The sequence below is a fragment of the Archangium violaceum Cb vi76 genome (genome assembly GCF_000733295.1).
GTDB lineage: Bacteria > Myxococcota > Myxococcia > Myxococcales > Myxococcaceae > Archangium > Archangium violaceum.
Genome location: NZ_JPMI01000308.1, coordinates 1 through 21801 on the forward strand (window position 1 = coordinate 1; position 21801 = coordinate 21801).

General features: G+C 69.1%; 19 protein-coding genes and 1 tRNA gene. 10 read left to right on the plus strand and 10 right to left on the minus strand.

Features of this window, described 5'->3' with window-relative positions:
* Window positions 1-536, plus strand: a 536-nt coding sequence (locus Q664_RS42855; protein WP_043410261.1) for an Imm49 family immunity protein, incomplete at its 5' end; no start/stop codon positions are given.
* A gap of 143 nt (window positions 537-679) precedes the next feature.
* On the opposite strand, the gene Q664_RS42860 is transcribed toward Q664_RS42855, so the two are convergent.
* From Q664_RS42860 to Q664_RS42875, 4 genes are all read right to left on the minus strand, one after another.
* Window positions 680-763 (minus strand) — tRNA-Pro (locus Q664_RS42860).
* Window positions 754-1275, minus strand: coding sequence for a gamma-glutamylcyclotransferase (locus tag Q664_RS54240; RefSeq protein ID WP_063934860.1), 522 nt, complete (start codon window positions 1273-1275; stop codon window positions 754-756). The genes Q664_RS42860 and Q664_RS54240 overlap by 10 nt, the downstream gene beginning before the upstream one ends.
* A 28-nt stretch (window positions 1276-1303) precedes the next feature.
* Window positions 1304-1882: a GbsR/MarR family transcriptional regulator gene (locus tag Q664_RS42870; RefSeq protein WP_043410265.1), complete on the minus strand. Its 579-nt coding sequence runs from the start codon at window positions 1880-1882 to the stop codon at window positions 1304-1306.
* A complete protein-coding gene (locus Q664_RS42875) occupies window positions 1879-2883 on the minus strand; it encodes a polyprenyl synthetase family protein (protein ID WP_043410293.1) in 1005 nt (334 codons plus the stop codon). Before Q664_RS42875 ends, Q664_RS42870 begins: the two co-directional genes overlap by 4 nt.
* 185 nt (window positions 2884-3068) lie before the next feature.
* On the opposite strand from Q664_RS42875, the gene Q664_RS42880 reads away from it, so the two are divergent.
* Window positions 3069-4601, plus strand: a complete 1533-nt coding sequence (locus Q664_RS42880; protein WP_043410267.1) for an MFS transporter — start codon at window positions 3069-3071, stop codon at window positions 4599-4601.
* 50 nt (window positions 4602-4651) lie between these two features.
* On the opposite strand, the gene Q664_RS42885 is transcribed toward Q664_RS42880, so the two are convergent.
* The gene (locus Q664_RS42885; RefSeq protein ID WP_043410270.1) at window positions 4652-5176 is read right to left on the minus strand and encodes a phage tail protein; all 525 of its coding nucleotides are present in this window, start codon (window positions 5174-5176) and stop codon (window positions 4652-4654) included.
* A 235-nt stretch (window positions 5177-5411) separates the two neighbouring features.
* On the opposite strand from Q664_RS42885, the gene Q664_RS42890 reads away from it, so the two are divergent.
* Window positions 5412-7148: a DUF7151 family protein gene (locus Q664_RS42890; protein WP_425117469.1), complete on the plus strand. Its 1737-nt coding sequence runs from the start codon at window positions 5412-5414 to the stop codon at window positions 7146-7148.
* A 24-nt stretch (window positions 7149-7172) separates the two neighbouring features.
* Here the strand turns inward: Q664_RS42890 and Q664_RS42895 are convergent, their stop codons facing one another.
* Window positions 7173-7676, minus strand: coding sequence for a GNAT family N-acetyltransferase (locus Q664_RS42895; protein WP_235217094.1), 504 nt, complete (start codon window positions 7674-7676; stop codon window positions 7173-7175).
* 399 nt (window positions 7677-8075) lie between these two features.
* On the opposite strand from Q664_RS42895, the gene rnk reads away from it, so the two are divergent.
* Entirely contained in the window at window positions 8076-8492 is a 417-nt protein-coding gene (gene rnk / locus Q664_RS42900; protein ID WP_043410272.1) for a nucleoside diphosphate kinase regulator, read from the plus strand.
* Here the strand turns inward: rnk and Q664_RS42905 are convergent.
* The gene (locus tag Q664_RS42905; RefSeq protein WP_043410274.1) at window positions 8489-9079 is read right to left on the minus strand and encodes a hypothetical protein; all 591 of its coding nucleotides are present in this window, start codon (window positions 9077-9079) and stop codon (window positions 8489-8491) included. The genes rnk and Q664_RS42905 overlap by 4 nt on opposite strands.
* 189 nt (window positions 9080-9268) lie before the next feature.
* On the opposite strand from Q664_RS42905, the gene Q664_RS42910 reads away from it, so the two are divergent.
* On the plus strand, window positions 9269-10558 hold the full coding sequence (locus Q664_RS42910; RefSeq protein WP_043410276.1) for an LVIVD repeat-containing protein: 1290 nt from the start codon (window positions 9269-9271) through the stop codon (window positions 10556-10558).
* Between the two features lie 64 nt (window positions 10559-10622).
* On the opposite strand, the gene Q664_RS61765 is transcribed toward Q664_RS42910, so the two are convergent.
* Together Q664_RS61765 and Q664_RS42920 are read right to left on the minus strand one after the other, a co-directional pair.
* Window positions 10623-12341: a type IV pilus twitching motility protein PilT gene (locus Q664_RS61765; protein ID WP_043410278.1), complete on the minus strand. Its 1719-nt coding sequence runs from the start codon at window positions 12339-12341 to the stop codon at window positions 10623-10625.
* Between the two features lie 15 nt (window positions 12342-12356).
* Window positions 12357-12803 (minus strand): hypothetical protein, encoded by a 447-nt coding sequence (locus Q664_RS42920; protein WP_052519386.1) that lies wholly within the window; start codon window positions 12801-12803, stop codon window positions 12357-12359.
* A 245-nt stretch (window positions 12804-13048) separates the two neighbouring features.
* Here Q664_RS42920 and Q664_RS59620 point away from each other — a divergent pair, with 245 nt between their 5' ends.
* Together Q664_RS59620 and valS are read left to right on the plus strand one after the other, a co-directional pair.
* On the plus strand, window positions 13049-13201 hold the full coding sequence (locus Q664_RS59620) for a hypothetical protein (protein ID WP_160174629.1): 153 nt from the start codon (window positions 13049-13051) through the stop codon (window positions 13199-13201).
* Between the two features lie 68 nt (window positions 13202-13269).
* Window positions 13270-15951: a valine--tRNA ligase gene (gene valS / locus Q664_RS42925; RefSeq protein ID WP_052519388.1), complete on the plus strand. Its 2682-nt coding sequence runs from the start codon at window positions 13270-13272 to the stop codon at window positions 15949-15951.
* Window positions 15952-16046: 95 nt separating this feature from the next.
* Here the strand turns inward: valS and Q664_RS42930 are convergent, their stop codons facing one another.
* Window positions 16047-18806, minus strand: a complete 2760-nt coding sequence (locus Q664_RS42930) for a TonB-dependent receptor (RefSeq protein WP_160174630.1) — start codon at window positions 18804-18806, stop codon at window positions 16047-16049.
* A gap of 280 nt (window positions 18807-19086) precedes the next feature.
* On the opposite strand from Q664_RS42930, the gene Q664_RS42935 reads away from it, so the two are divergent.
* The 3 genes from Q664_RS42935 (at window position 19087) to Q664_RS42945 (ending at window position 21667) form a co-directional block, all read left to right on the plus strand.
* On the plus strand, window positions 19087-19977 hold the full coding sequence (locus Q664_RS42935; RefSeq protein ID WP_043410283.1) for a hypothetical protein: 891 nt from the start codon (window positions 19087-19089) through the stop codon (window positions 19975-19977).
* The gene (locus tag Q664_RS42940) at window positions 19974-20687 is read left to right on the plus strand and encodes a hypothetical protein (RefSeq protein ID WP_043410286.1); all 714 of its coding nucleotides are present in this window, start codon (window positions 19974-19976) and stop codon (window positions 20685-20687) included. The genes Q664_RS42935 and Q664_RS42940 overlap by 4 nt, the downstream gene beginning before the upstream one ends.
* A 158-nt stretch (window positions 20688-20845) precedes the next feature.
* Window positions 20846-21667, plus strand: a complete 822-nt coding sequence (locus Q664_RS42945; protein ID WP_043410290.1) for an alpha/beta fold hydrolase — start codon at window positions 20846-20848, stop codon at window positions 21665-21667.
* Window positions 21668-21801 lie beyond the last annotated feature (134 nt).

Genomic DNA, 21801 nt, shown 5'->3' on the forward strand with positions numbered 1-21801 from the left:
GGCGCGCGAGCGTTACCGGGCCTTTCTTCGATGCCATCGCCGCGGGCCAATGGAAGCTGGCGAGGCAGATTGCGGCGCTATCGCCCACCACATGGTGGAAGGGGCACGAGTACGAGGACGACTTCGCCTATGCCTTCTTCCTCCATACCTTCATCAGGCAGGACCCTGCCGACGCGCCAGCCCTCCAGGGTGCGCTGGCCCAGTATGAGCAGGTGCTGGGCGGGCAGAGCGATCCCCGGCTAGACCTCTGCAAGGCGCTGTACTCGAAGGACCAGGCCGCATTTCTGGGGGCCTTCCCCACGCTCCTCGGCGAGTACGAGCGCAAGATGCAGAAGCTTCAGTCCACGCGGGACTATGACTATACGTATGAGCCCAACCGCCATGTCATGATCGAGGGCCTGGCCCTCCTGAAGCTCGCCGAGTCAGTCGGCTTCGAGACTGAAGCGGAGTATCCGCTGTGTCCCAGCGTGGCGCGCCGCACGGACTACGCGCCCTTCAAGCCCCTGGGCTTTCCCAACCTTCAGCTGGAGCCCTGAACCACCGGGAGCTATTGAGCCCCGCTGGCTGCCTACCGTCCGCGAAGTCGCGGAACGGCTGGGGTACGCCGGGCCCTCTGGCCACCGTGCAGCTTTCGCCGCTTGCTGCTGGTTTGCTGCTGGAGGGCTCCAGGGCTTTCGAATGGTCGGGGGAGACAGGATTTGAACCCGCGACCCCTTGGTCCCGAACCAAGGGGATTCACTCGCCCGCCCTCCCCTACTCCCCGCGGCGCAGGCGCTCGATGTACTCCGCGGGCAGTCCCGCGCTCTCCGCGCCGCGCACCAGCGCGTCGATGAACCGCTGGCTGATGGGGCCCTCGGTGGACGCCCGGCGCGGCGACGTCACGAACGCCGTCGCCTGCAACTCCTGCCCCTCCACCCGGACGCGCACGAGCCGCTCCACGCTCATGCTCGTCACCGCGCCCTCCTTGTGCTGGATGATCGGCCAGTCCTTCCCGCCAATCTCGAACAGCCTCCCGTACACGCTCTTGCCCGGCGCGTCCGTCAGCCCCGCCACCCTCCCTCCCCACCACCTCGAGGGGAAGTCGTACACCAGGTCCACGTCCAGCGCCTCGGCCAGCTTGCCCTCGGGCAGCTCGAAGAACTCGTAGCTGTGCTGCGCCCTCCACTCCTCGAAGGCCGCCCGGTCCAGGATGGTCGAATAGGCGAAGTACAGCTTCATGGCCGCCGTATCCGCCGTGCTCCGCGCCTTCATCACCTGATCGTAATGCGAGTCCATCCGTGCCTCCCTCGGCTCCCCGGCCGCCTCACTGCCTCGGCGAGTCCTCGCGCAACGCGCCGAGGATGCCGCCCACGTCCAACCGTGCCGTCTTGATGAACAGCCGTAGCGCGCGCTCCACGTGCTCGGCAAGCGTGGCCATCTTCTCCAGCCGCGCCAGGTGTTCACGGGGAACGTTCCCCGTCTCCACCGCCAGCCGGTGCGCCTCGGCCAGGTCCGCGCGGATGCGCTCGATGAACCCCGCCTCCCGCTCTTCAATCACGTGCGACACCATGCGGATGAGGTCCGTCTCCGCCGCATAGCGCCAGGCGCTGTCCTGCGGCGAGCGCACGCGGCGGATCACGCCCCAGCGCTCCAGATCCCTCAACAGCATGGACACGCCGCCCTTGGACAGCTCCAGCTCGCGCTCGAGCTCCCCGGCGGTGAGGGGCTCACCGCGCAGGTACAGCAGGGCCCAGACGCGGCCCTGGTTGCGCTTGAAGCCCCAGAATTCGATCACGTTGCCCACCGCGTCGATGGCGATGGCTTCCCAGGGAGCGAGATGACCGTTGCTGGAGCCCTCCCCCCGGGCCGCTTCGAGACCGCTCGTCCACAGGTAGCCTTTCATGCGGCGCGGCTCCGCTCCTGCGCCTGGGCGGCGATGCCCACCGACAGCTTGCGCGCCCAGTCCACCAGCTCGGCGCCCGTGCCCTGCTGCGCGTACGGCCCCAGCGCGTCCACGGCCGCCTCCAGCTCCTTGTTCATCCGCTCCATGGCCAGCTCGACGACTCCGGTGGCCTCGATGGCGTCGCCAATGGCGCGGGTGCGCTCGGGGTTGACGGTGGTGAAGGCCCACGCGTCCTTGAGCTTGTTCTTCAGCGTCCCGTCTCGCGCCACCGCCAGGAGGATGGGCAGCGAGGGCGTCCCCGAGAGCACGTCCGCGTAGCGCGGCTTGCCCGGGTCCGTGCCGAGCACGTCGCGGATGTCATCGGCGATCTGGAAGGCCACGCCGAAGCGGCGGCCGAAGAGATCGAAGCGCCTGGCGGCCTCGGGCTGGTTGCCGAGCGTGGCGGCGGCGCTGCCGCACCAGCCGAAGAGCGAGCCCGTCTTGCCCTCGGCGATGAAGCGCAGGCGCTCCAGGGGCAGCTCCAGGTTGCCGCGGGCCTCCACCTCGGTGATGGCGGCGCGCGACATCTCCACCACCACGGAGAGGGCCGTCTGGGTGAGGCGCGCGTCCAGGTGGGACAGGCGGTGCAGCGCGGTGGAGAGGATGAGGTCTCCACTCATGACGGCGACGATGTTGCCCCAGCGGGCGTTCACCGTGGGCCGGGCGCGGCGGTACATGCCGGCGTCCACCACGTCGTCGTGCAGGAGGCTGGAGGAGTGGATCATCTCCGCGGCCACGGCCACGTCCACCAGCAGCTCGGGGGCCACGTTCACCGCGCCGCCGAACAGGCGCACCAGCATGGGGCGGGCGCGCTTGCCGCCGGTGCCGATGCACAGGTGGCGCGCGGCCTCCATGAGCGTGTCGCCCTTCACTCCCGGGCCCGCATCCCCGTCCTCCAGCATGGTGCCCAGCCGCTGCTCCACGCTCCCCAGAAAGTCCGCCAGCTCACGCGCGAGTTCCATGTACCCCTCTTCTCCCTCTGCGCCGTTCATATAGTTCAAGACCTCGTGAACTGCACCTGTTTGCTGCGGAAACGAGCAGGCACCGGGCCTGGAAGGGGGGCGAGCGGGCGCCAGGGGTCGGTTTGAGTGGGTGCGGTGCGTCATGAGAGACGAGGGTGCTTCCCTCCGCCGCCTCAAGGGTCCGCGTGTCTCTCGCCGTCCTGCGCCGTCACGTCCTCCGCAGCTTCGCTGCCCTGGCCACCGCCGTCCCCCTCTTCCGGCCCGGAAACTCGCTGCCGGGCTCCGCCGCGCCGTTGATGGGGGCGCCGCCGGTAGGCACGACTCCCACCTCCACTCCGGGCACCGAGGCGCGGAGCGCTCTGCGCGGCTCCCTGAAGACCTCGGTGGCCGAGGGGATGGTGGCGGAGGTGTTCACCGCGTGTGCGGGAGCCACGGTGCTCACCGCGTGGGCGCTGGCGCTGAAGCTGGGGCCGTTGCTGGTGGGGGTGATGACGGCGCTGCCCTTCTTCGCCCAGTTCGTGCAGTTCCCGGCGGCGTGGCTGACGTCCACCTTCGGGCACCGGCGGGTGGCGCTGACGGCGGTGTGCCTGTCGCGCCAGGTGATGCTGCCGTTGTGCGTGCTGCCGTGGCTGCCGCTGGAGCTGGAGGGACAGCAGCGGTTGCTGGTGGGGGTGGCGGCGGTGTCGGCGGTGCTGGGCGTCATTGGGAACAACGCCTGGGTGGCGTGGATGGGCGAGCTGGTGCCCGAGTCCATCCGGGGGCGCTTCTTCGGCCGGCGCACGGCGCTGTGCACGCTGGGAAGCACGCTGGCGTCGCTGGTGGCGGGCGTGCTGATGGACAGGCTGCGCCCACCCGAGGGCGTGGGCCTGGGCCTGCCGCTGCTGGCGGCGCTGGCGTGCGTGGCGGGCGGGGTGACGACGGTGCTGATGGCGCGCCAGCATGATCCGGCGCCCCACAAGGAGAAGGCGAAGCTGGATTTCGGCGTGGCGCTGCTGCCGCTGCGGGACGAGCGGGCGCGCCGGGTGCTGGTGTACCAGGTGGCGTGGAACGCGGCGGTGGGGATCTCCGCGCCCTTCTTCTCGTTCCACATGCTGAAGAACCTGAAGATGAGCTTCCTGACGATGGCGCTGTACCTGGCGGCGGTGGCCGGGATGCGCATGCTGGCCGCGCCGGTGTGGGGCAGGCTCATCGACAGGCTGGGGGCGCAGCCGGTGCTGCTGGCGTGCTCGCTGGGGATTGGCGTCATCCCGGCCATCTGGCTGTTCCCGACGGCCACGTTCCTCTGGCCGCTGCTGGCGGACGTGGTGCTGGCGGGGGTGCTCTGGGGAGGCCATGGCCTGGCGATCTTCGCGCTGCCGTTGTCGGTGGCGCCGCGCCGGGGCCGGCCCTTCTACCTGGCGGCGTTCTCCACGGCGGGAGGCCTGGCCTACGCGGCGGCCTCGGCGCTGGGCGGGGGACTGGCGAGCCTGCTGCCCACCGAGTTCACCCTCGGGGGCCACCTCTGGGTGAACCTGCACGTGCTCTTCTTGCTGTCCTCGGTGGCGCGGCTGGCCGCGGCCTTCCTGGCCATGCGCATCGTCGAGCCGGACGCGAAGCCGGTGCGCTCGCTGGGGGCGCTGTTGTCGCTGGTGGGCTCGCGGCTCCAGGCCCGCGCGGCGCGGGTGCCCCCTGCCGCCCCGGTGCTCACCGAGCCCCAGTCCGCCAACGCGAAGTCCTGAGCGGGGGAAGAACCCGGGGCCTTCCGAGGACCCCGGGCGCCCGGCCCGCGTCAGTTGCGCGAGGGGTAGATGCCCTGGAGCGCGATGATGAAGTTCACGCAGAGGAAGGGCGGCATGTTGTTGTGGGGCTGGCTGCCTCCCGCGATGCCGATGGCCGCGGGGTTCATCGTCGTGTTGATGGTGGTGTTGTACGTGGTCGGCGTCGTGCCCGGAGGATAGGCCGATAGCACGGAGCCTTCGGGCGACTCGTTGTTGCCCTCATTCAGGTTGGCATTGAGCGAGTGGGTGTGCGCCGGCATCTGATTGGCGATCAGGGTGACGGTCTCCGTGCCGCCCTGCTCCCCCAGGGTGCGCGGCGACAGTCCCGGCCCCTGGCCCGGCTGCATGGGGTAGCGGCCGCGCAGGTCCGGCAGCGCGAAGGTCGTCGTCCCGTTGCCACCGTAGGTGGTGCCCAGGATGGAGAAGAGGGCGGTGTTCTGCGCGATGGGCAGGAGCTGGCCCTGACAGAACGCCCAGCCCCGAGGCGCGAAGTTGCCAGCGAACATCCGGATTTCCCCGATAAACTGTTCCGACATGTGTGCTCCCTGTTGGGTGCCGAGTGTTGAGCCGGAAACAAACCATGTCCCGGGACGAAGGACCAGGACTCGATGTCAACCCCTGACGAAACGCGTTGTGAAGCCAGTCACACCTTCCAGCCACGGACTGGCACATACTGCGCATCTGCAACTGCAACTGGTTCTCGAAAGGACCGTGCCGATGACGATGCCGACTCTCCTGCGACTCCAACTGGGACCCTCCGGGTTCCGAGTCATGTCCCTCTGTGCAGCACTGGCCCTCTCGGCCTGCACGGCCGAAGGCCCCTCGGGACCGCAGGGCGAGGCAGGACCTCAAGGGCCCCAAGGACCGGCGGGACAACCCGGAGCGTCGGGCGCGGGCACGCTGCTGCGGACCACGCTCGAGCCTGAGGGTACCAACTGCGCGATGGCGGGCTCGAAGCTCGAGGTCGGCCAGGATGCCAACGGGAACGGCACCCTGGACGACGCGGAGGTGGACGCGGCCCAGACGCGCTACGTGTGCAACGGAGCCCGGGGTGAGCCCGGCCCCGCGGGTGGACCCATGGGCCCCTCGGGTCCGGAAGGAAAGCGCGCGCTGGTGAAGACGTCGGCCGAGGCGGCCGGAGCCAACTGCGCCACCGGCGGCATCAAGCTCGAGGCCGGTGTGGATGCGGACGGCAACGGCACGCTGGATGCGCCGGAAGTGGACTGGGCCCTGACCCGCTACGTGTGCAACGGCTCCCAGGGTATCCAAGGCGTCCCGGGCGCCAAGGGTGACCCCGGAACCAAGGGCGACAAGGGAGACAAGGGCGATACCGGCGCCACGGGCGCGGCGGGAGCCCGGGCCCTGGTGAAGACGTCGGCCGAGGCGGCCGGGGCCAACTGCGCCACCGGCGGCGTCAAGCTCGAGGCCGGCGTGGACGCCAATGGCAACAGCACTCTGGACACGGCCGAGGTGGACGCCGCCCTCACCCGCTACGTATGCAATGGCCCCAAGGGCGACACGGGTACCCCGGGTACCCCGGGTGGCGCGGGCCCCCAGGGTCCGTCCGGCGCGGTGGGGCTCTATGGGGATGGCTCGGCGGGCGCCCTCAACCTCCTCAACGGACAGACGCTGGATCTCACCGATCCGGCCAATGTGGCGAGCCTGCCAGCGGGCCTCAACACCCAGTTCAGCACCATCACCATCTCGGGGGTACTGACCGTGCCCAGCGGTACCCTGCTGCGCGCCACGGGGGACATCACCGTGAATGGCACCGGCAGGATCGTGGTGGCTCAGGGTGTGGAGGACACCGGAAATGGCGAGGCCCCACAGGGGGTCGCACGGACCCCGGCCTCCACCTACAGCGGCGGACAGGCGATCAGCGGGCTCCAAGCCGCCCAGGTGCTGCGCCCGCAGGTGGCGGGAGGTGGAGCCGGCGCCCGTATCTACGCGGGAGATGGCGCCAACGGCGGCGCGGGCGGCGGCTCGCTGATCATCGCCTCCGGCGGCAGCGTGCGCATCATCTCGGGGGCGAGCATCACCGCGAACGGCCAGAGTGGCACCAATCCCGGGACGGCGGGCGCCTCGATTCTCGGCACGGGCGGAGGCGCGGGGGGGGTCATCATCGTCGCGGCCAAGGGGGCCATCACCCTGGCGGGAACGATCCAGGCCAACGGAGGCAACGGGGCGGATGGATTCAATGGCAATGGTGGTACGGGCGAGGGTGGCGGTGGCGGTGGCGGTGGCGGCATCATCCACCTGCTCTCCTCCTCGGCGGCCACCATCACGGGAAGCACCGTGGTGAACGGAGGAAACCCCGGAAACAACGCCGCGGCGACCACGGGCTCGTCGATCACCACGGCGGGCGGCGGCGGCGCGTGCGGCGGCAATGGCGGTAACGGCGGAGGATTCATCCCCGGCACCGCCACCGTCGTCACTGCCACCGCTGGACAGCCCGGCCAGGTGCTCAGGACGGTGGCGCCCGCGCCGGAGAATCTGCTGCTCCGGTAGGTAGGGAGAGGCCCCGCCCGGTGCTCAAACGGCGCCGGGCGCGGGCCACTGCAGCTCACAATACGGATTCGCCGGCTCCACCTCCACGTCGCTTACGGGCGTGAACCCCAGCCGCGTGTAGAGCCGCAGGGCCGGGTTGTTCCGCATGACGTGGAGCCTCAAGGGCTTGCCGGCCGCCGCGGCCTCCTCCTGGAGCGCGCGCAGCACCGAGGTGCCCAGGCCCGAGCCCCGGTACGCGGGCAGCAGCGTCACATCCACCAGGCGCAGCTCGTGCTCGCCGCGAACCACCCACAGACGGCCCACCGGCCGGCCCTCGTGCTCGAGGATGCAGTGGCCCTCGGAGGGGTAGCGCGCCTCGTAACCGCGCTTCTGCGCCAACCACTGCATGCGCAGGAAGGGCTCCTGCTGCGCCGCGCTCCAGCCCCAGGCCGCCAGCTCCTCGGCTCGAGTGCTCGCGTAGAGCTCGAAGAGGAAGGCATCGTCACTCTCGGCTGCTGGGTGATGGCTCAGGCGGGCGGGCTGGTTCACGATGACCTCGAGGCGCGGGCACCGGAGACCTGGCTTGCCCGGGAACGGCGGACAGTTATACTCGCCCGATGTCCGCGCACGAGACCGTGCGCATTCCCGTGGTGACCGAGCCCATGATGTCCCCCCGCCCAGCTGCGATGAAGTCCGGTACGCGCTGGGCCGTGGTGCGTCGGGTGCTGCTCGCCCACGGCCGGGCCACCGCCTGGCTCCAGTCCCGCGCCGCACGCCCCCAGTTCTGAGCCCGGGCGCGCGGCGTCCCGGTCCCCGCTGAAGACGGCACAGGCACGCCCCAGCGTCGCCGCTGTCTCGTCCGGCACGGGACCACGCCCCTCGCCTCCCCTGGCTTCTCACGACCCAACCCCGGCCGCAACGCGGCCACTGCCCCACGAGGAATACGGAATGACCCAAGAGCGACGCATCATCGTCACGGAGACCGACCTGGAGCGCCTTCAGCGCGTCATCGAGCAATACAGCGGTGGGCGTAACGCCGACCTGGCCGAGATGTTGGATCTGGAGCTGGCCCGGGCCGAGGTGACGAGCTCCCAGAAGATCCCTCCGGACGTGGTGACGATGAACAGCACCGTCGTCTTCGAGGACGAGGAGACGAGCACGCGCCGGGAGGTGACGCTCTGCTACCCATGGGATGCTCGCGGCGACGAAGGCCGCGTCTCCGTGCTCGCGCCTGTCGGGAGCGCCCTCATCGGGCTGTCCGTGGGCCAGTCCATCGATTGGCCCATGCCAGGCGGCCGTACCCGGACGCTCCGCATCGTCGCCGTGCCGTACCAGCCGGAGGCGGCGGGGCACTTCCACCTCTAACGTAGACCGTCGCGAATCAGCTCCCGGACCGTGGTTTCCGAGCGATCCGGGAGTGCGTGGCGATACGCCCGCACGGCCTCCCAGAGCTCCGGTGCGGGCCCCGAGCGCGCGATCGCCTGGCGCTCGGCCTCGTCCGAGACGCCCTCGAGAGCGCGCTCCGCCGTCCACAGGGACGCTTCCAGGGCCATCAGGATCGCTCGCCCGGAGGCCACGGCCTGTTCGCGCTCGGCACCGCCGCCCACGGCTTCGTCATCATAGAACTCCGCATTGCCCACCAGGTCGCGAAGGGCCGCGGTACACGACGCGAGCCCGGCGTCTCCAGGCGGCGCTCCCCGCGCCAGCCACGCGCGCAGGGCCACCAGGGCCTCTTCCGGCAGGGTCGACGAGGCGAAGTGACGTTGCCAGCCCTCGTCCCTGGGAGCGCCCCGGCGCCACCGGTCCACACAGGCCTCGGCGATGGCGAGCGCGGCACGGACGAGGACGGGCGTCCCCCACCGAGCCAGCCCCCAGGTCCAATCCTGGAGCGACCGGGCCCCAGGCGCCTCATGGAGATACGTCCGAAGCCCGTCGCGCTCACCAGTGGCCATGGAGAAACCCTAACCGAAACACCTTCGCCAACACCCTCCCCTCGCCCCCCGGGAGAGGGACGGGGTGAGGGTATCCGCCCCTCTCGCTCCTGACCGTGCGCCCACCGTGAGCCCCTGAAGCCACTGTAACATTCACGCAAACTCATGTAAGTCCGGCCTTCCATTACTTCCCAGAAGGAAACGAACGACATGGGCTTCAACAAGACGCGGGGACTCTTCATCGCGACGTGGCTGACGGGGGCCGGGCTGGCGGGGTGCGGTCCCGCCCTGGAGTCGGAGCCGGGAGACGAGACCACGGGCACCGGGCAGCAGGCGCTCACGGAGGGAGCGCCGCTGACGGCCCATGACGCGAGCTGCCTCAAGCTGCAGGACCAGAACACGTGGAGCACCTACGCCTCGTACATGACGGGCGTGGGCCCGGCGCTGGGGCTGCCGGCCATCCTGGGAGACCTGAACCGCGCGGGCCCGGTGCTCACCTCCACCAACCGCCCGGCGGCCGTGGGCTACAAGGGCGGCTTCCGCTGGAACGACGGCGACATGGCCACCACGGACTGGGTGCCGCAGGGACTGACGGCGGGCGTGTCCGGGAGCACCAACGTGGCCATCGTCGCGTGGCACTACACGCTGAGCAGCCCGGACAAGGGCGTTCGCGTCTCCGTGGCGGACATCTCGGACATGTCCCTGAGCGCGGTGAACTACCGGCACCTCCTGCTGGTGCGGCCCACCAGCGCCGGCAACTTCACCACCATCCCCGAGCACGGCGGCGGCCTGGCCTGGTACGGCAACTACCTCTACATGGCGGACACGGCGGACGGCGTGCGCGTGTTCGATCTCACGCAGATCCGCCAGGTGAGCACCAGCACCGCGTGCGAGACGGCGATCGGCAAGGTGGGCACCGAGTGGTGCGCCTACGGCTACAAGTACGTGCTGCCGCAGGTGAGCGCGTACGTGGTGCCCTCGAGCATCGTCAGCCCGTGCCGCCCCAAGTTCTCCTTCCTGGGCAAGGACACGCGCGGCGCCACGGACGTGCTGCTCTCGGGCGAGTACTGCAACAACACCGGCACGGGGTGCCCGTATGACGGCTCCACCCCGGGGCTCGGCGGGCGGCTCTACCGCTGGCCGGTGGACTCCACCACGTACCGCCTCAAGACGGTCAGCGGCCTGGTGGCCCCCGAGCGCGCCTGGATCATGAACGAGCCCAACGTGCAGGGCGTGGCCCCCATCATGACCACCACGGCGACCACGTCGTACTGGCTGAGCTCGACACGCTACAGCGGCGCCCTCTTCAAGGTGTCCACGGGGGCCTCGCGCACGGCCTACCTGTCCGGCAGCGGCCAGTGGGCGCGGATGCCCGAGGGCATGCACGCCACGGGCAGCGGCACCAACCTGTGGACGGTCACCGAGGGCTACAACGGCAGCACCAGCCCGGCCAGCGGCGGCCGCGTGGTCTTCTTCGCGGACCAGGCCTCGCTGGACTGAGCAGCGGTGGACGTGGCCGTGACCCTGGACAGCTCCCGGGTCACGGCGTGTCCTCTTCCCTGGCTCAGGAGGTGGGCAGATCGATCTTGAAGCCCGAGCGCTCCAGCATCTGCTTGAACTCGGCCTTGGCGATGGCCTTGATGTAGGCGTCGTTGGGCTCGCAGAGCTTCTTCTTCACCAGATCCAGCAGGGCATCGTTGAGCGTCTGCATGCCGATGCCGCGCGAGGTCTGCATGATGGAGGGAATCTGGAACGTCTTGCCCTCGCGGATGAGGTTGGCCACGGAGCTGGTGCACAGGAGCACTTCCTGCGCGGGCACGCGGCCTCCGCCGATCTTCTTCACCAGCATCTGCGAGATGACGCCCTTGAGGGACTCGGAGAGCATCATGCGGATCTGCTCCTGCCGATCCGCGGGGAACTGGTCGATGATGCGGTCCACCGTCGAGGGCGCCGTGTTGGTGTGCAGCGTTCCGAACACGAGGTGGCCCGTTTCGGCCGTTTCGATGGCGATGGCGATCGTCTCGAGGTCTCGCATTTCGCCGACGAGCACGATGTCCGGGTCTTCACGGAGGGCGGCGCGCAGGGCGTTCTTGAAGCCGTGCGTGTGGACGTGCACCTCGCGCTGGTTGACCAGGCACTTCTTGTTCGGGTGCACGAACTCGATCGGGTCCTCGATCGTGATGATGTGGTCCTCGCGATTGCGATTGATGTAGTCGATCATCGCGGCGAGGGTCGTGGACTTACCGGAGCCCGTGGGGCCGGTGACGAGCACCAGCCCCTTGCTGAGGAAGCACAGGTCGAGGATGTGCTTGGAGAGCCCCATGTCCTCGGCGGACATGATCTTCGTGGGGATCTGCCGCATCACGGAGCCGATGCCCTTGCGGTCCTCGAAGACGTTGACGCGGAAGCGGGCGCGCTCGGTCTCGTGGGCGAAGTCCGTGTCGCGCGTCTCCTCCCACTGCTTCTTGTTCTTCTCCGGAGCGATGGTCCAGAGCATCGCCTTGAGGCGATCGTTCGTGAGGGGCCGGTAGTCCTCCTGCGCCACCATGTCGCCGTCGATGCGCAGCATGGGCACCACCTGGCTGGACAGGTGGAGGTCCGAGGCCTTCTTGTCGAGCATGCGATCCAGCAGCGCGCGCAGGGCCTGGGCCGCATCCGAGTCCGGCCCGTCGTTGACCGGAATCACCTGGATGGAGGACTTCACCTCGGCGGCGGGAGCCGGCGTGGGGGCCTTGGCGGCGGCCGGAGCGGCGGTGGGGACGGCGCGGGGCCCGGCGGCCGGAGCGGTGGGCGCACGCGCCGTGGCGCCGGGGCCGGCGGTGAAGGCGCCACCGGCACCGCGAGCGGCCAGATCCATCATGTCCGCCGGCGAGGCCAGCTCCAGCTTGTCATCCTCGGAGGCGGGCGGCAGATCCAGGCCAGTCTGCGCGGCCGTGGACGGAGCCGGGAGCGGCACCGCGACGACGTTCGCGGCCGGCGCCGCCTTCTGGGGCACCAGCGCCACCTTCAGGTGGCCAGCGACGTTCTGCACCTTGACCTGCACCGCGCCCGCGGGAGCGGCATAGGAGAAGGTGGAGACCCCCTCGGTGGGAAAGCTGCCCCGCATGTCCGCGGGGAGGATCTCCGAGAGCGCACCGATGATCTGCTGCGAGTTGAGACCCGCCTTGACCATGGGGACGTTGCCCGCGGCGGTCCGCAGATTGATGCCGCTGCCGGTCTCCAACATGATGGCGACACCGGCTTCCTTGTAGAGCTTCTCGATGAAGGCGTCGAACCGAGCCATGGCTTTTCAGGCTTCTCAGCGGCGAAGGGTTTCCACGTAGGCGACGTGGCGCTTGTTGACCAGGGCGACGCGCTCCCCCTCCAACACGGGGAAGAACGCGGGCGCGCTGTTGTTGAGGTAGTCGGTGAGGCGGGAGTGGGCCTCGGGCAGCACGTAGGTGATGAGCCCGCGCAGCTTCTGGCCGTCCATCATCGTCACCTCCACCTCGTGCTCGGTGGGGATGGTGAACTGATCGACGACGTTGGGCTCGAGCTCGGCGGCCACGCGCGCCAGGGCGAGGTTCTCGCAGTGCACGAACGTCATGGCCTCCGTGTCCGCGTCCACCGCGGGGATGAACAGGGAGCCACTGTTGTTGAGCAGGTCCGACAGGCGCTCACCACCGGTGTGCCCAGGAGCGGCTTCGGCGAGGAACACGGCCACGTTGCGCGAGGCACCACCCGGCAGGACGAACTGGGCCGCCACGCGTCGCTTCGGTACGGAGAGGGATTCCAGCATAGGGGGGCAGTATCAGTCAGTCAGTGGTGCGTTGTTTAGCACACTCGACGATTCTCCCAGGAATCCGGACCGCGGGTGAAGGCCGTTTCTACAGCCCTCTACAGGGGTGGAGCGGCCAGGAGGGCAGCCGAGCGGATGGCAGGTGACCTCGATCCTGACATTCCAGCCCCCGGAGGAGAAACTCCGCGGGCTCCTGGCCTGCTCGGTGGTGGATGTCTTCAGTGGTGGATGTCGGGGGCATGGGCTCGTGGAACGATGAGTCCTTCGAGGCGGAGGAGGAGGTCCACGCGCGATACGAGCAGCTCTCCACGCGCCTCTTCAGCTCCCTGCGCGCGTTCACGTTGACCACCCTCGACGCGAAGTGAGCCCCCGGGGGGAGCGGCACCGGAGATCTCAGTAGCAGCGGACACGCCTCCTTGGCATGTTCGCGGCCATGAAGACGGTCCGTTCCATCAACCCCGAACTCCTCCCCAAGCACTTCGAAGCCGAGAGCATCGAGAAGAAACTCGATGCACGGTGGGAGTCGGAGGGCACCTATCACTTCGATCCCTCGCGCACCCGCGAGGAGACGTTCGTCGTGGACACCCCGCCGCCCACGGTGTCCGGCTCGCTGCACGTGGGCCACATCTTCAGCTACACGCACACGGACGTCATCGCCCGGCAGCAGCGGATGCTCGGCAAGAACATCTTCTACCCCATGGGCTGGGACGACAACGGCCTGCCCACCGAGCGCCGGGTGCAGAACTACTTCAACGTCCGCGCCGACGTCCGCACCCCGCACGAGCCCGGCCTCCGTCTGGAGCCGGCCACCGCCGAGTCCTCCAAGCAGCCGCCGCGCACCGTCTCGCGCCCCAACTTCATCGAGCTGTGCCACCAGGTGACCCAGCAGGACGAGCAGGTCTTCAAGGGTCTGTTCCGGCGCATCGGCCTGTCGGTGGACTGGGCCGAGGAGTACGCCACCATCGACGACGACAGCCGCAAGCTGGCGCAGCTGTCCTTCCTGGACCTGTACGAGAAGGGCCACGCCTACTCGGTGAAGGCCCCCACCATGTGGGACGTGGACTTCCAGACGGCCGTGGCCCAGGCCGAGGTGGAGGACCGGCCCCAGGCGGGCGCGTTCCATGACATCGAGTTCGGCGTGGAGGGCTCGGACGCGCGCTTCACCATCGCCACCACGCGCCCGGAGCTGTTGGCCGCCTGCGTGGGCGTCACCGCGCACCCGGACGACGAGCGCTACAAGGGCCTGTTCGGCAAGCGCGCCATCACCCCGCTCTTCCGCGTCCCGGTGCCCATCTTCCCCAGCGAGCTGGCGGACCCCACCAAGGGCACCGGCATCCTCATGGTGTGCACCTTCGGTGACGCCACGGACGTGCTCTGGTGGCGCCAGCAGAAGCTGCCCCTGCGGCAGATCATCGGCCGCAACGGGCGCCTGATGGCCGTCACCTTCGGGGAGGAGGGCTGGGAGAGCCTGGATGCCCCGGCCGCGCAGGGCTTCTACGCGGGCCTGCTGGGCAAGACGGTGAAGCAGGCGCGCACGGCCATGGTGGAGCTGCTGCGGCGCGAGGATGGCGCGGCGAAGCCCGGCATGGGCGTCCCGCTCCAGGGCGAGCCCAAGCCCATCCAGCGCGAGGTGAAGTTCTTCGAGAAGGGAGACCAGCCGCTCGAGTTCATCTCCACGCGCCAGTGGTTCATCCGCCTCATGGACAAGAAGGAGCAGTTGCTGCGCTTCGGCGATCGGGTGAAGTGGCACCCCGAGCACATGGGCTCGCGCTACCGCAACTGGACGGAGAACCTGCAGCTCGACTGGTGCATCAGCCGTCAACGCTACTTCGGCGTGCAGTTCCCCGTGTGGTACCCGCTGGACGCGGACGGCAACCCCATCCACGACAAGCCCATCGTCGCCACGAGCGAGCAGCTCCCGGTGGATCCCACGGTGGACGTGCCCCAGGGCTACGACGCCTCGCAGCGCGACCAGCCCAACGGCTTCACCGCCGAGTCGGACGTGTTCGACACCTGGTTCACCAGCTCGCTGACGCCGCAGATCGCCTCGGGCTGGGAGCTGGATCCGGAGCGCCACCGCAAGCTGTTCCCCGCGGACATCCGCCCGCAGAGCCACGAGATCATCCGGACGTGGGCCTTCTACACCATCGCCAAGGCGATGCTTCACGAGAACACCATCCCCTGGAAGCACGTGCTCATCTCCGGGTGGATCCTCGATCCCGACCGCAAGAAGATGTCCAAGAGCAAGGGCAACGTCATCACGCCCATGCACCTGCTGGAGAACTACGGCGCGGACGCGGTGCGCTACTGGTCGGCCTCGGCGCGGCTGGGCACGGACACGGCCTTCGACGAGAAGGTGTTCAAGGTCGGCAAGCGGTTGGTGACGAAGCTCTTCAACGCCGGCAAGTACGTGCTGAGCCAGACGGCGCAGGAGCACCCCATCACCCACGAGCTGGACCGGGCCTTCGTGGCCAGGCTCGCGGGCGTGGTGGAGGCCGCGACGGCGTCCTACCAGGAGTTCGAGTTCGCCCCGGCGCTGGCCAACACGGAGAGCTTCTTCTGGGCGAGCTTCACGGACACGTACCTGGAGCTGGTGAAGGCGCGTGCGCGCGGAGAGTCCTCGGGTGGCGAGGAGGCACGCGGCTCGGCGGTGGCGGCGCTGCGGCTGGGGCTCAACGTGCTGCTGCGGCTGTTCGCCCCCGTGCTGCCCTACATCACCGAGGAGGTGTGGAGCTGGGCCTTCGCCGAGGAGACGGGCCGCAAGAGCATCCACCGCGCCCGCTGGCCCGACGCGCGCACCTTCGCGGGCATCGAGAAGCCCGCCAACCCGGCCTCCTTCGCCATCGCCGAGGCCGCGCAGCAGGCCATCAACAAGCGCAAGAGCGAGTCCGGCGCGGGCGTGGGCCGGGGCGTCATCCGCATGAAGCTCGTGGCGAACGCGGCCACCCTCGCCGGCTTCGGGCCGGTGCGCGAGGACGTGCTGTCCGCCACCCGTAGCCAGGGCGTGGAGCTGGTGGAGAAAGCGGACCTCGCCGACGGCACGTTCGAGATCCTCGACTTCGAGCTGGCCCCGGCCGCCGAGAAGGAGAAGACCCCGGAGCCCTCCGAGGGCTGAGCGGAAGCCCCGGGCCGAGGCCCCGGCATGAAACGAGCCCGGCGATCCTCATGGGGCCGCCGGGCTCGTCGTTCATCGGGTGCTGCTCGCCGCGGCTACAGGCGCGCGGTCAGCGACAGCATGAGGCGCCGCGGGAGGATCGGCCGGGCCAGGAAGAGGTCCGGCACGGCGCCGAGCGACTCGTCCACGCGCGGGTTGCCCTCGGTGAGGCCAATGCTGTTGAGCGCGTTGAAGAGCTGCAGGTCCAGGGTGAAGTTCTCGTACGTATAGCCCGCGCGGACGTTGAACTGGCCGAAGCCGGGCAGGTCCACCGTGTTGGCGTTGTTCGAGAACCGGTGGCCCACGTAGTTCCAGTTGATGCCGAGGCTGGCGTTTCCGTACATGAAGGTGCCCGTCACATCGCCAATCACCTGCGGGATGCGGCGGATGCGGTTGCCAGAGAAGTCCTCCGCGCCCTCGTTGAACTCCGTGTAGCGCGGGTCCTGCAGCGTCAACATGGCCTGCCCACGGAACCACTTGACCGGCTGCACCGCGCCCTCCAGCTCCAGGCCGAACGTCTGTGCCTTGCCCGCGTACACGGTGACGAAGCTCGTGTCCCCCGTGTCCGGATCCACCCGGGCGTCCTGGCTGGGGAAGTTCTCGATCTGCATCCAGTAGGCCACGGCCGCCAGGGCGTACCAGCTTCCACCCAGCTTGATGCCCGCCTCGTTCTGCCACAGCAACTCCGGCGTCCGCGGGAACGCCGGGTCGGACGGATCCGTGGCGGTTAGGTACTGGTCGAGCAGCGGCATCTTGTATCCGCGGCTGCTGCGGGCGTAGACCGAGGCCTGCTCGGACAGGGCGTAGTTCACGCCGCCCGAGAGCGCCCAGTCGGTGAGCGACGTGGTCACCTGCTGGAACTTGCCCGTGCCGAACAGCGCGTTGTCATCCGCGTTGGTGGTGGGATCTCCCAGGTCGAACGAGGCCGTCCGCTCCACGTTCTGCTGGAACGAGTTGCGCTCGACACGGCCGGCCAGGTCGATGCGGAACTTCTCGCCGATCTTGACCTCATCGCCGAGGAAGGCCGCAGCGATGGTCGCGTTGCCCGTGCCGTTGGTGTAGTTGCTCAGGTAGCGGCGGAAGCCATTCTGGGTGACGCTGCGCACCACGGAGCCCCCCGGCGCATCAAGCACCTGGAGGTCCAGGAAGTTCGGGCGGCTGCGCACGTTGGTGACGATGTCGTTGAACTGCCAGCGGTTGTCCGCCGTGTAGTAGCCGAGGTAGAGGCCGCCGGAGAGCGTGTGCTCGGTGGGACCCAGCGAGCCGTACTTGATGAGCCGGAGCTGGTTGGACACGTTGCTCATGGGCTTGTTGATCAGCCACTGGCCGCCCAGGTTCACGAGCCCGTTGGGCGTGGAGCACGCGCCCGTGCCGAGCTCCGGAGCGCCGGGCAGGTTGGTGCAGGTGATCCGATAGGGCGTGCCCGCGCCGACGACCGACTCGGCCCAGGCATTCGCGTCACGCAGCTCGAACGGCAGCATCGCGTTCCAGCTGTGATCCATCACCATCGCCCGGAGGTTGTCCTGCACCTCGAGCCGCAGCCCGGGGAAGTACAGGCGAAGCTCGCCCATGGCGGAGCCGCCAATCTGCTGCTGGCCATTGTCCAGCGGGAGGTTGAGCAGACCCGCACCGCGAGGCAGCGGCACCTGGGCATTCACGCCCTCGGGCGAGGTGAGCGTGCCATCCGTGGGGAAACCGTCCACGAAGTCATAGCCCGTCAACCGGTTGCTCGAGTCGAACCGGCCGCGGAAGGGCAGCGGGAGGTAGAAGGTGTTCCGATCGTTGAGGTACTTGAACGTCACGCGCGCATGCCCATCCACCTTGTCCGTGTGGAAGGTGCGCATCAGGCTGCCCTTGAACTGGCCGCCAGTGGACGCGGGGAAGCCCGGGTACCGCACGCCATTGTCGAAGCGGTAGAAGCCGCCGACGGAGAAGCGCCAGTCGTCCCCGATGGGGCCGTTGAGGTTGGCGTCGAGCCGGTACAGCCCCGCCGTGGCGGTGGAAGCCCGGACCGTGCCGGCCAGCTTGTCGCCACCCGTCTTGTTGATGAAGTTGACGACACCACCGGGCGCGTTGCTGCCGTAGAGGGCCGAGGTACCGCCGCGCACCGCCTCCATGCGCTCGATGTTCTCGTCCACGCGCAGGAAGATGTCGTTGTTGACGAAGAAGAGCTCCGTGGAGTCGAAGACGGGCATGCCGTCCTCCATCAGCGCCACGTAGCGGTAGGAGCCATCCGCCGGGAGGCCGCGGACGAACAGGTTGCCGCCGACCTCACCACCCGAGCTCTCCACGTAGAAGCCGGGGACGATGCGCATCAGGTCCGCGGTGTTGCGCGGCGCGCGGGCCTTGATCTCCTCCTCGTTGAGGGTCGAGATGGCCGTGCTGGAGCGGATCTTCCGGTCCGGCGTCTGCGCCGTCACGACGATCTCCTCCACCGCCAGGAGATCCAGCTCGAGCGCGAAGTCGGCCTGGACCGGCGCATCCGCCGCCACCGTCAACTTGCGGGTCTGGCTCATGAAGCCCTCGCCCCGCACCTCCAGGGTGCGCTCACCCGGAGCCACGCCCGTGAGCGTGTAGTTGCCCTGCATGTCCGTCTGGACACTCTGCTTCGTGCCCCGCACCGAGACGACGACCCCCCACAGCGGGTCTCCATAGGCCGCGGTGACCTTGCCCTGCACCGTCCCGCCCTGCGCTGCCGGCGCTGGTGCTGGTGTGGGCGCCGGTACCGGCGCGCCCTGCTCCTGCGCCCATGCCGCCTGACCGGAGACCACCGTGAGAGCGATTGTCGTGCACAGGACATTCGCTCGCTGCTTCATCGTCACTCGCTTGCCCCGTACTACGGGGGTAACGCCTTCGAAGCGGCTCGACTTCATCAATGCATTGCCTCCTGGACAGAGGAGCGGGCGTCCCTCCACGGCCGCACTCCCGGGTGTCTGACGAAACTATCAGACGTCATGCGGCTTTCCTTGGGCCTTCAACATATGAAACACCGCGTCATGCCATGGCGACTCCAGCGTTGGAATCCGCATGTCACCTGACCGCGACAACTCGCCACAGGGGGGGTGACGGGCCCCGGCCGCTAGAGTGCACCGCGTCATGTGGAAGTCATGCCTCGCCGCCCCCCTGCTCATGGCCACCCTGCTCGTCCCCCTGGAGGGACGGGCCTGCGCCACCTGCGCCTGTGGAGATCCCACCCTCACCTCCATGGGCACCGAGCAGCCCTTCGCCGGGCGCCTGCGGCTCGCCAACCAGGTGCGCGCCTGGAGTCTGACGATCGGCCAGGACGCCGTGGACGCCTCCACCCTGCGCGAGCTGCGCATGGACCTGTCGGTGGCCTATGCCCCCCTGCCCTGGCTCTTCCTGTCCGCCACCCTGCCCCTGCAGACGCGCTCGTTGCAGCAGATCAGCCTCTCGCGCGAGACGGCGTGGGGCCCCGGGGACATGGAGGTCGGCGCCAAGGTCTTCATCTTCCGGGATCGCGAGTTCTCGGCGAACCACCTCATCGGCGTGCTCGCCGGGGCCCGGCTGCCCACCTCGCCCACGGTGCAAGACGCGGACGGCCGCCCGCTGTCGCTCGATGCGCAGCTCGGCACCGCCTCCCTGGATCCCCTCCTGGGGCTCTCCTACTCGACCTTCCGCGGTGACTGGTCCTTCCTCGCCAGCGCCACGGGCTACCTCCCCACGCGCGGGCGCGAGGGCTTCCGTGCCGGAGCCTCTCTGCGTACCACGCTGGCCGCGCAGCTCCAGCCGAGCCCGCGCTGGGCCGTGCGCCTCGCCGTGGACAGCCGCCTCGAGGGCCCCAGCGAGCTGCGCGGCGTCGCCGATCCGGTGGGCAGCGGGTTCCTCGCCTTCGTGTCCCCGGACGTGCTCTTCAGCCCCGTCACCGACGTGATCGTGGAGCTCGGGGTGCGCGTGCCCGTCCTCAACCTCCTGGACGACGTCCGCCAGAGCCCCATCCTCCAGGCCTCCATCGTCTACGATCTATGAAGTCCCGCACCGCCTCCCTCCTCCTGTTGGCCCTCTGCGCTTGCGGCGCTCGCGAGGAGGGCGTCCGCCTCCATCTCGGGCTCGACCTGCGTCCCTCCCACCAGACTCTGGTGGAAGGCACCACGCGCCAGTTCACCAACGACCGGGGTGACCGCATCACCCTGAATCGGGCCCACGTCACCCTGGGGAGCGTGGAGATCTTCCCCTGCCAGACGAGCAGCGCGTGGCGGTGGTTACGAGCGCTCTCCCCCATCGGCACGGCCGAGGCGCACGAGGCCAACACGCCCCGGCGGCTGGGCATCCCCCACGTGAGCGGCCTGGAGCTCGCGGACGGCGAGCCGAAGGCGCTGGGGACGTTGGAACCGCCGCCTGGCAGCTATTGCCGGGCCCGCCTCGTCTTCGCGCCGGCGGACGCGGACGCCGAGGGGCTGACGCCGGAGGTGGACATGGAGGGAAGGACCCTGCTGCTGGAAGGCCGAATCCTCCCCGCCAACGGTGGACCCGAGCAATCCTTCCGCCTGGAGTCGGCCAGCCTCACCAACGCCGAGGTCTGGCTGGACGGGCTCTCGCTCACCCCGGACGCGCTGGAGGCGAGCCGCACCCTCCACCTGACGTATGACCAGTGGCTGGACGGCGTGGACCCCACGTCGCCCGGAGCCGCCGAGCAGGTGCTGCGCAACGTGGCCCACTCCGTCACGATCGGTCCCTGACAGACATCTCATGACCAGATTCGGAGTTCTGGTCAAATGGTCACGGGCGGAGTGTTCGATCCCCACCGGGGGAGGGACGAGTCCCTCTTGGGAGGGAGGCAAGGGAGGGTGCGCCGTCGCTATACGTCGCCAACCTCGGGAACCAAGGGAGCCCACACATGGCGATGTTCACGACGAAGGACGGCACGCAGATCTATTACAAGGACTGGGGTTCGGGTCAGCCGGTGGTGTTCAGCCATGGCTGGCCGCTCACCGCCGACGCCTGGGAGGACCAGATGGTCTTCCTCGCCTCCAACGGCTTCCGCACCATCGCCCATGACCGGCGCGGGCATGGCCGCTCCAGCCAGCCCTGGAATGGCAATGAGATGGACACCTACGCCGATGATCTCGCCGAGCTGTTGGAGAAGCTGGATGTGAAGAAGGCCATCCTCGTCGGCCACTCGACGGGCGGCGGCGAGGTGGCGCGCTACATCGGCCGGCACGGCACGAGCCGCGTCGCCAAGGCGGTGCTGGTGGGCGCGGTGCCGCCCATCATGCTCAAGACCGCCGCCAACCCCGGTGGACTGCCGATCTCCGCGTTCGACGACATCCGCAAGGGCGTTGCCGCGGACCGCTCGCAGTTCTTCAAGGATCTGACCACGCCCTTCTTCGGTGCGAACCGCCCGGGCTCGAAGGTCTCGCAGGGCATGCGCGACAGCTTCTGGATGCAGGGAATGATGGGCGGCCTCAAGCCCGAGCTCGACTGCATCAAGGCCTTCTCCGAGACCGACTTCACCGAGGATCTCAAGAAGTTCGACGTGCCGACGCTGATCATCCACGGCGATGACGATCAGATCGTGCCGATCGACGCCTCGGCGCGCCGCTCGGCCCAGCTCGTCAAGGGAGCGACGCTGAAGATCTATCCCGGTGGCGATCATGGCCTCGCCGCCACCCACAAGGATCAGCTCAACGCGGACCTGCTGGCGTTCGCTCGGGGCTGACCCGGCCAGGAGGCGCCAATCCCGTTACATTCCCTCTCCCCTCGGGAGAGGGTCGGGGTGAGGGTATCTGGCCCTGTTCTCCAACCCATGGACCCCAATGTGGACAGGGGTTCAACCCGGGATGCGTGGCACNC

Excerpts from the sequence above, each read along its gene's own strand:
- Q664_RS54240 (WP_063934860.1), bottom strand. The coding sequence starts at position 1,275 with ATGGACTCGCATTACGATCAGGTGATGAAGGCGCGGAGCACGGCGGAT.
- Q664_RS42870 (WP_043410265.1), bottom strand. The coding sequence starts at position 1,882 with ATGAAAGGCTACCTGTGGACGAGCGGTCTCGAAGCGGCCCGGGGGGAG.
- Q664_RS42875 (WP_043410293.1), bottom strand. The coding sequence starts at position 2,883 with ATGGAACTCGCGCGTGAGCTGGCGGACTTTCTGGGGAGCGTGGAGCAG.
- Q664_RS42885 (WP_043410270.1), bottom strand. The coding sequence starts at position 5,176 with ATGTCGGAACAGTTTATCGGGGAAATCCGGATGTTCGCTGGCAACTTC.
- Q664_RS42890 (WP_425117469.1), top strand. The coding sequence starts at position 5,412 with ATGTCCCTCTGTGCAGCACTGGCCCTCTCGGCCTGCACGGCCGAAGGC.
- rnk (WP_043410272.1), top strand. The coding sequence starts at position 8,076 with ATGACCCAAGAGCGACGCATCATCGTCACGGAGACCGACCTGGAGCGC.
- Q664_RS42905 (WP_043410274.1), bottom strand. The coding sequence starts at position 9,079 with ATGGCCACTGGTGAGCGCGACGGGCTTCGGACGTATCTCCATGAGGCG.
- Q664_RS42910 (WP_043410276.1), top strand. The coding sequence starts at position 9,269 with ATGGGCTTCAACAAGACGCGGGGACTCTTCATCGCGACGTGGCTGACG.
- Q664_RS61765 (WP_043410278.1), bottom strand. The coding sequence starts at position 12,341 with ATGGCTCGGTTCGACGCCTTCATCGAGAAGCTCTACAAGGAAGCCGGT.
- Q664_RS59620 (WP_160174629.1), top strand. The coding sequence starts at position 13,049 with ATGTCTTCAGTGGTGGATGTCGGGGGCATGGGCTCGTGGAACGATGAG.
- valS (WP_052519388.1), top strand. The coding sequence starts at position 13,270 with ATGAAGACGGTCCGTTCCATCAACCCCGAACTCCTCCCCAAGCACTTC.
- Q664_RS42930 (WP_160174630.1), bottom strand. The coding sequence starts at position 18,806 with ATGAAGCAGCGAGCGAATGTCCTGTGCACGACAATCGCTCTCACGGTG.
- Q664_RS42935 (WP_043410283.1), top strand. The coding sequence starts at position 19,087 with ATGTGGAAGTCATGCCTCGCCGCCCCCCTGCTCATGGCCACCCTGCTC.
- Q664_RS42940 (WP_043410286.1), top strand. The coding sequence starts at position 19,974 with ATGAAGTCCCGCACCGCCTCCCTCCTCCTGTTGGCCCTCTGCGCTTGC.
- Q664_RS42945 (WP_043410290.1), top strand. The coding sequence starts at position 20,846 with ATGGCGATGTTCACGACGAAGGACGGCACGCAGATCTATTACAAGGAC.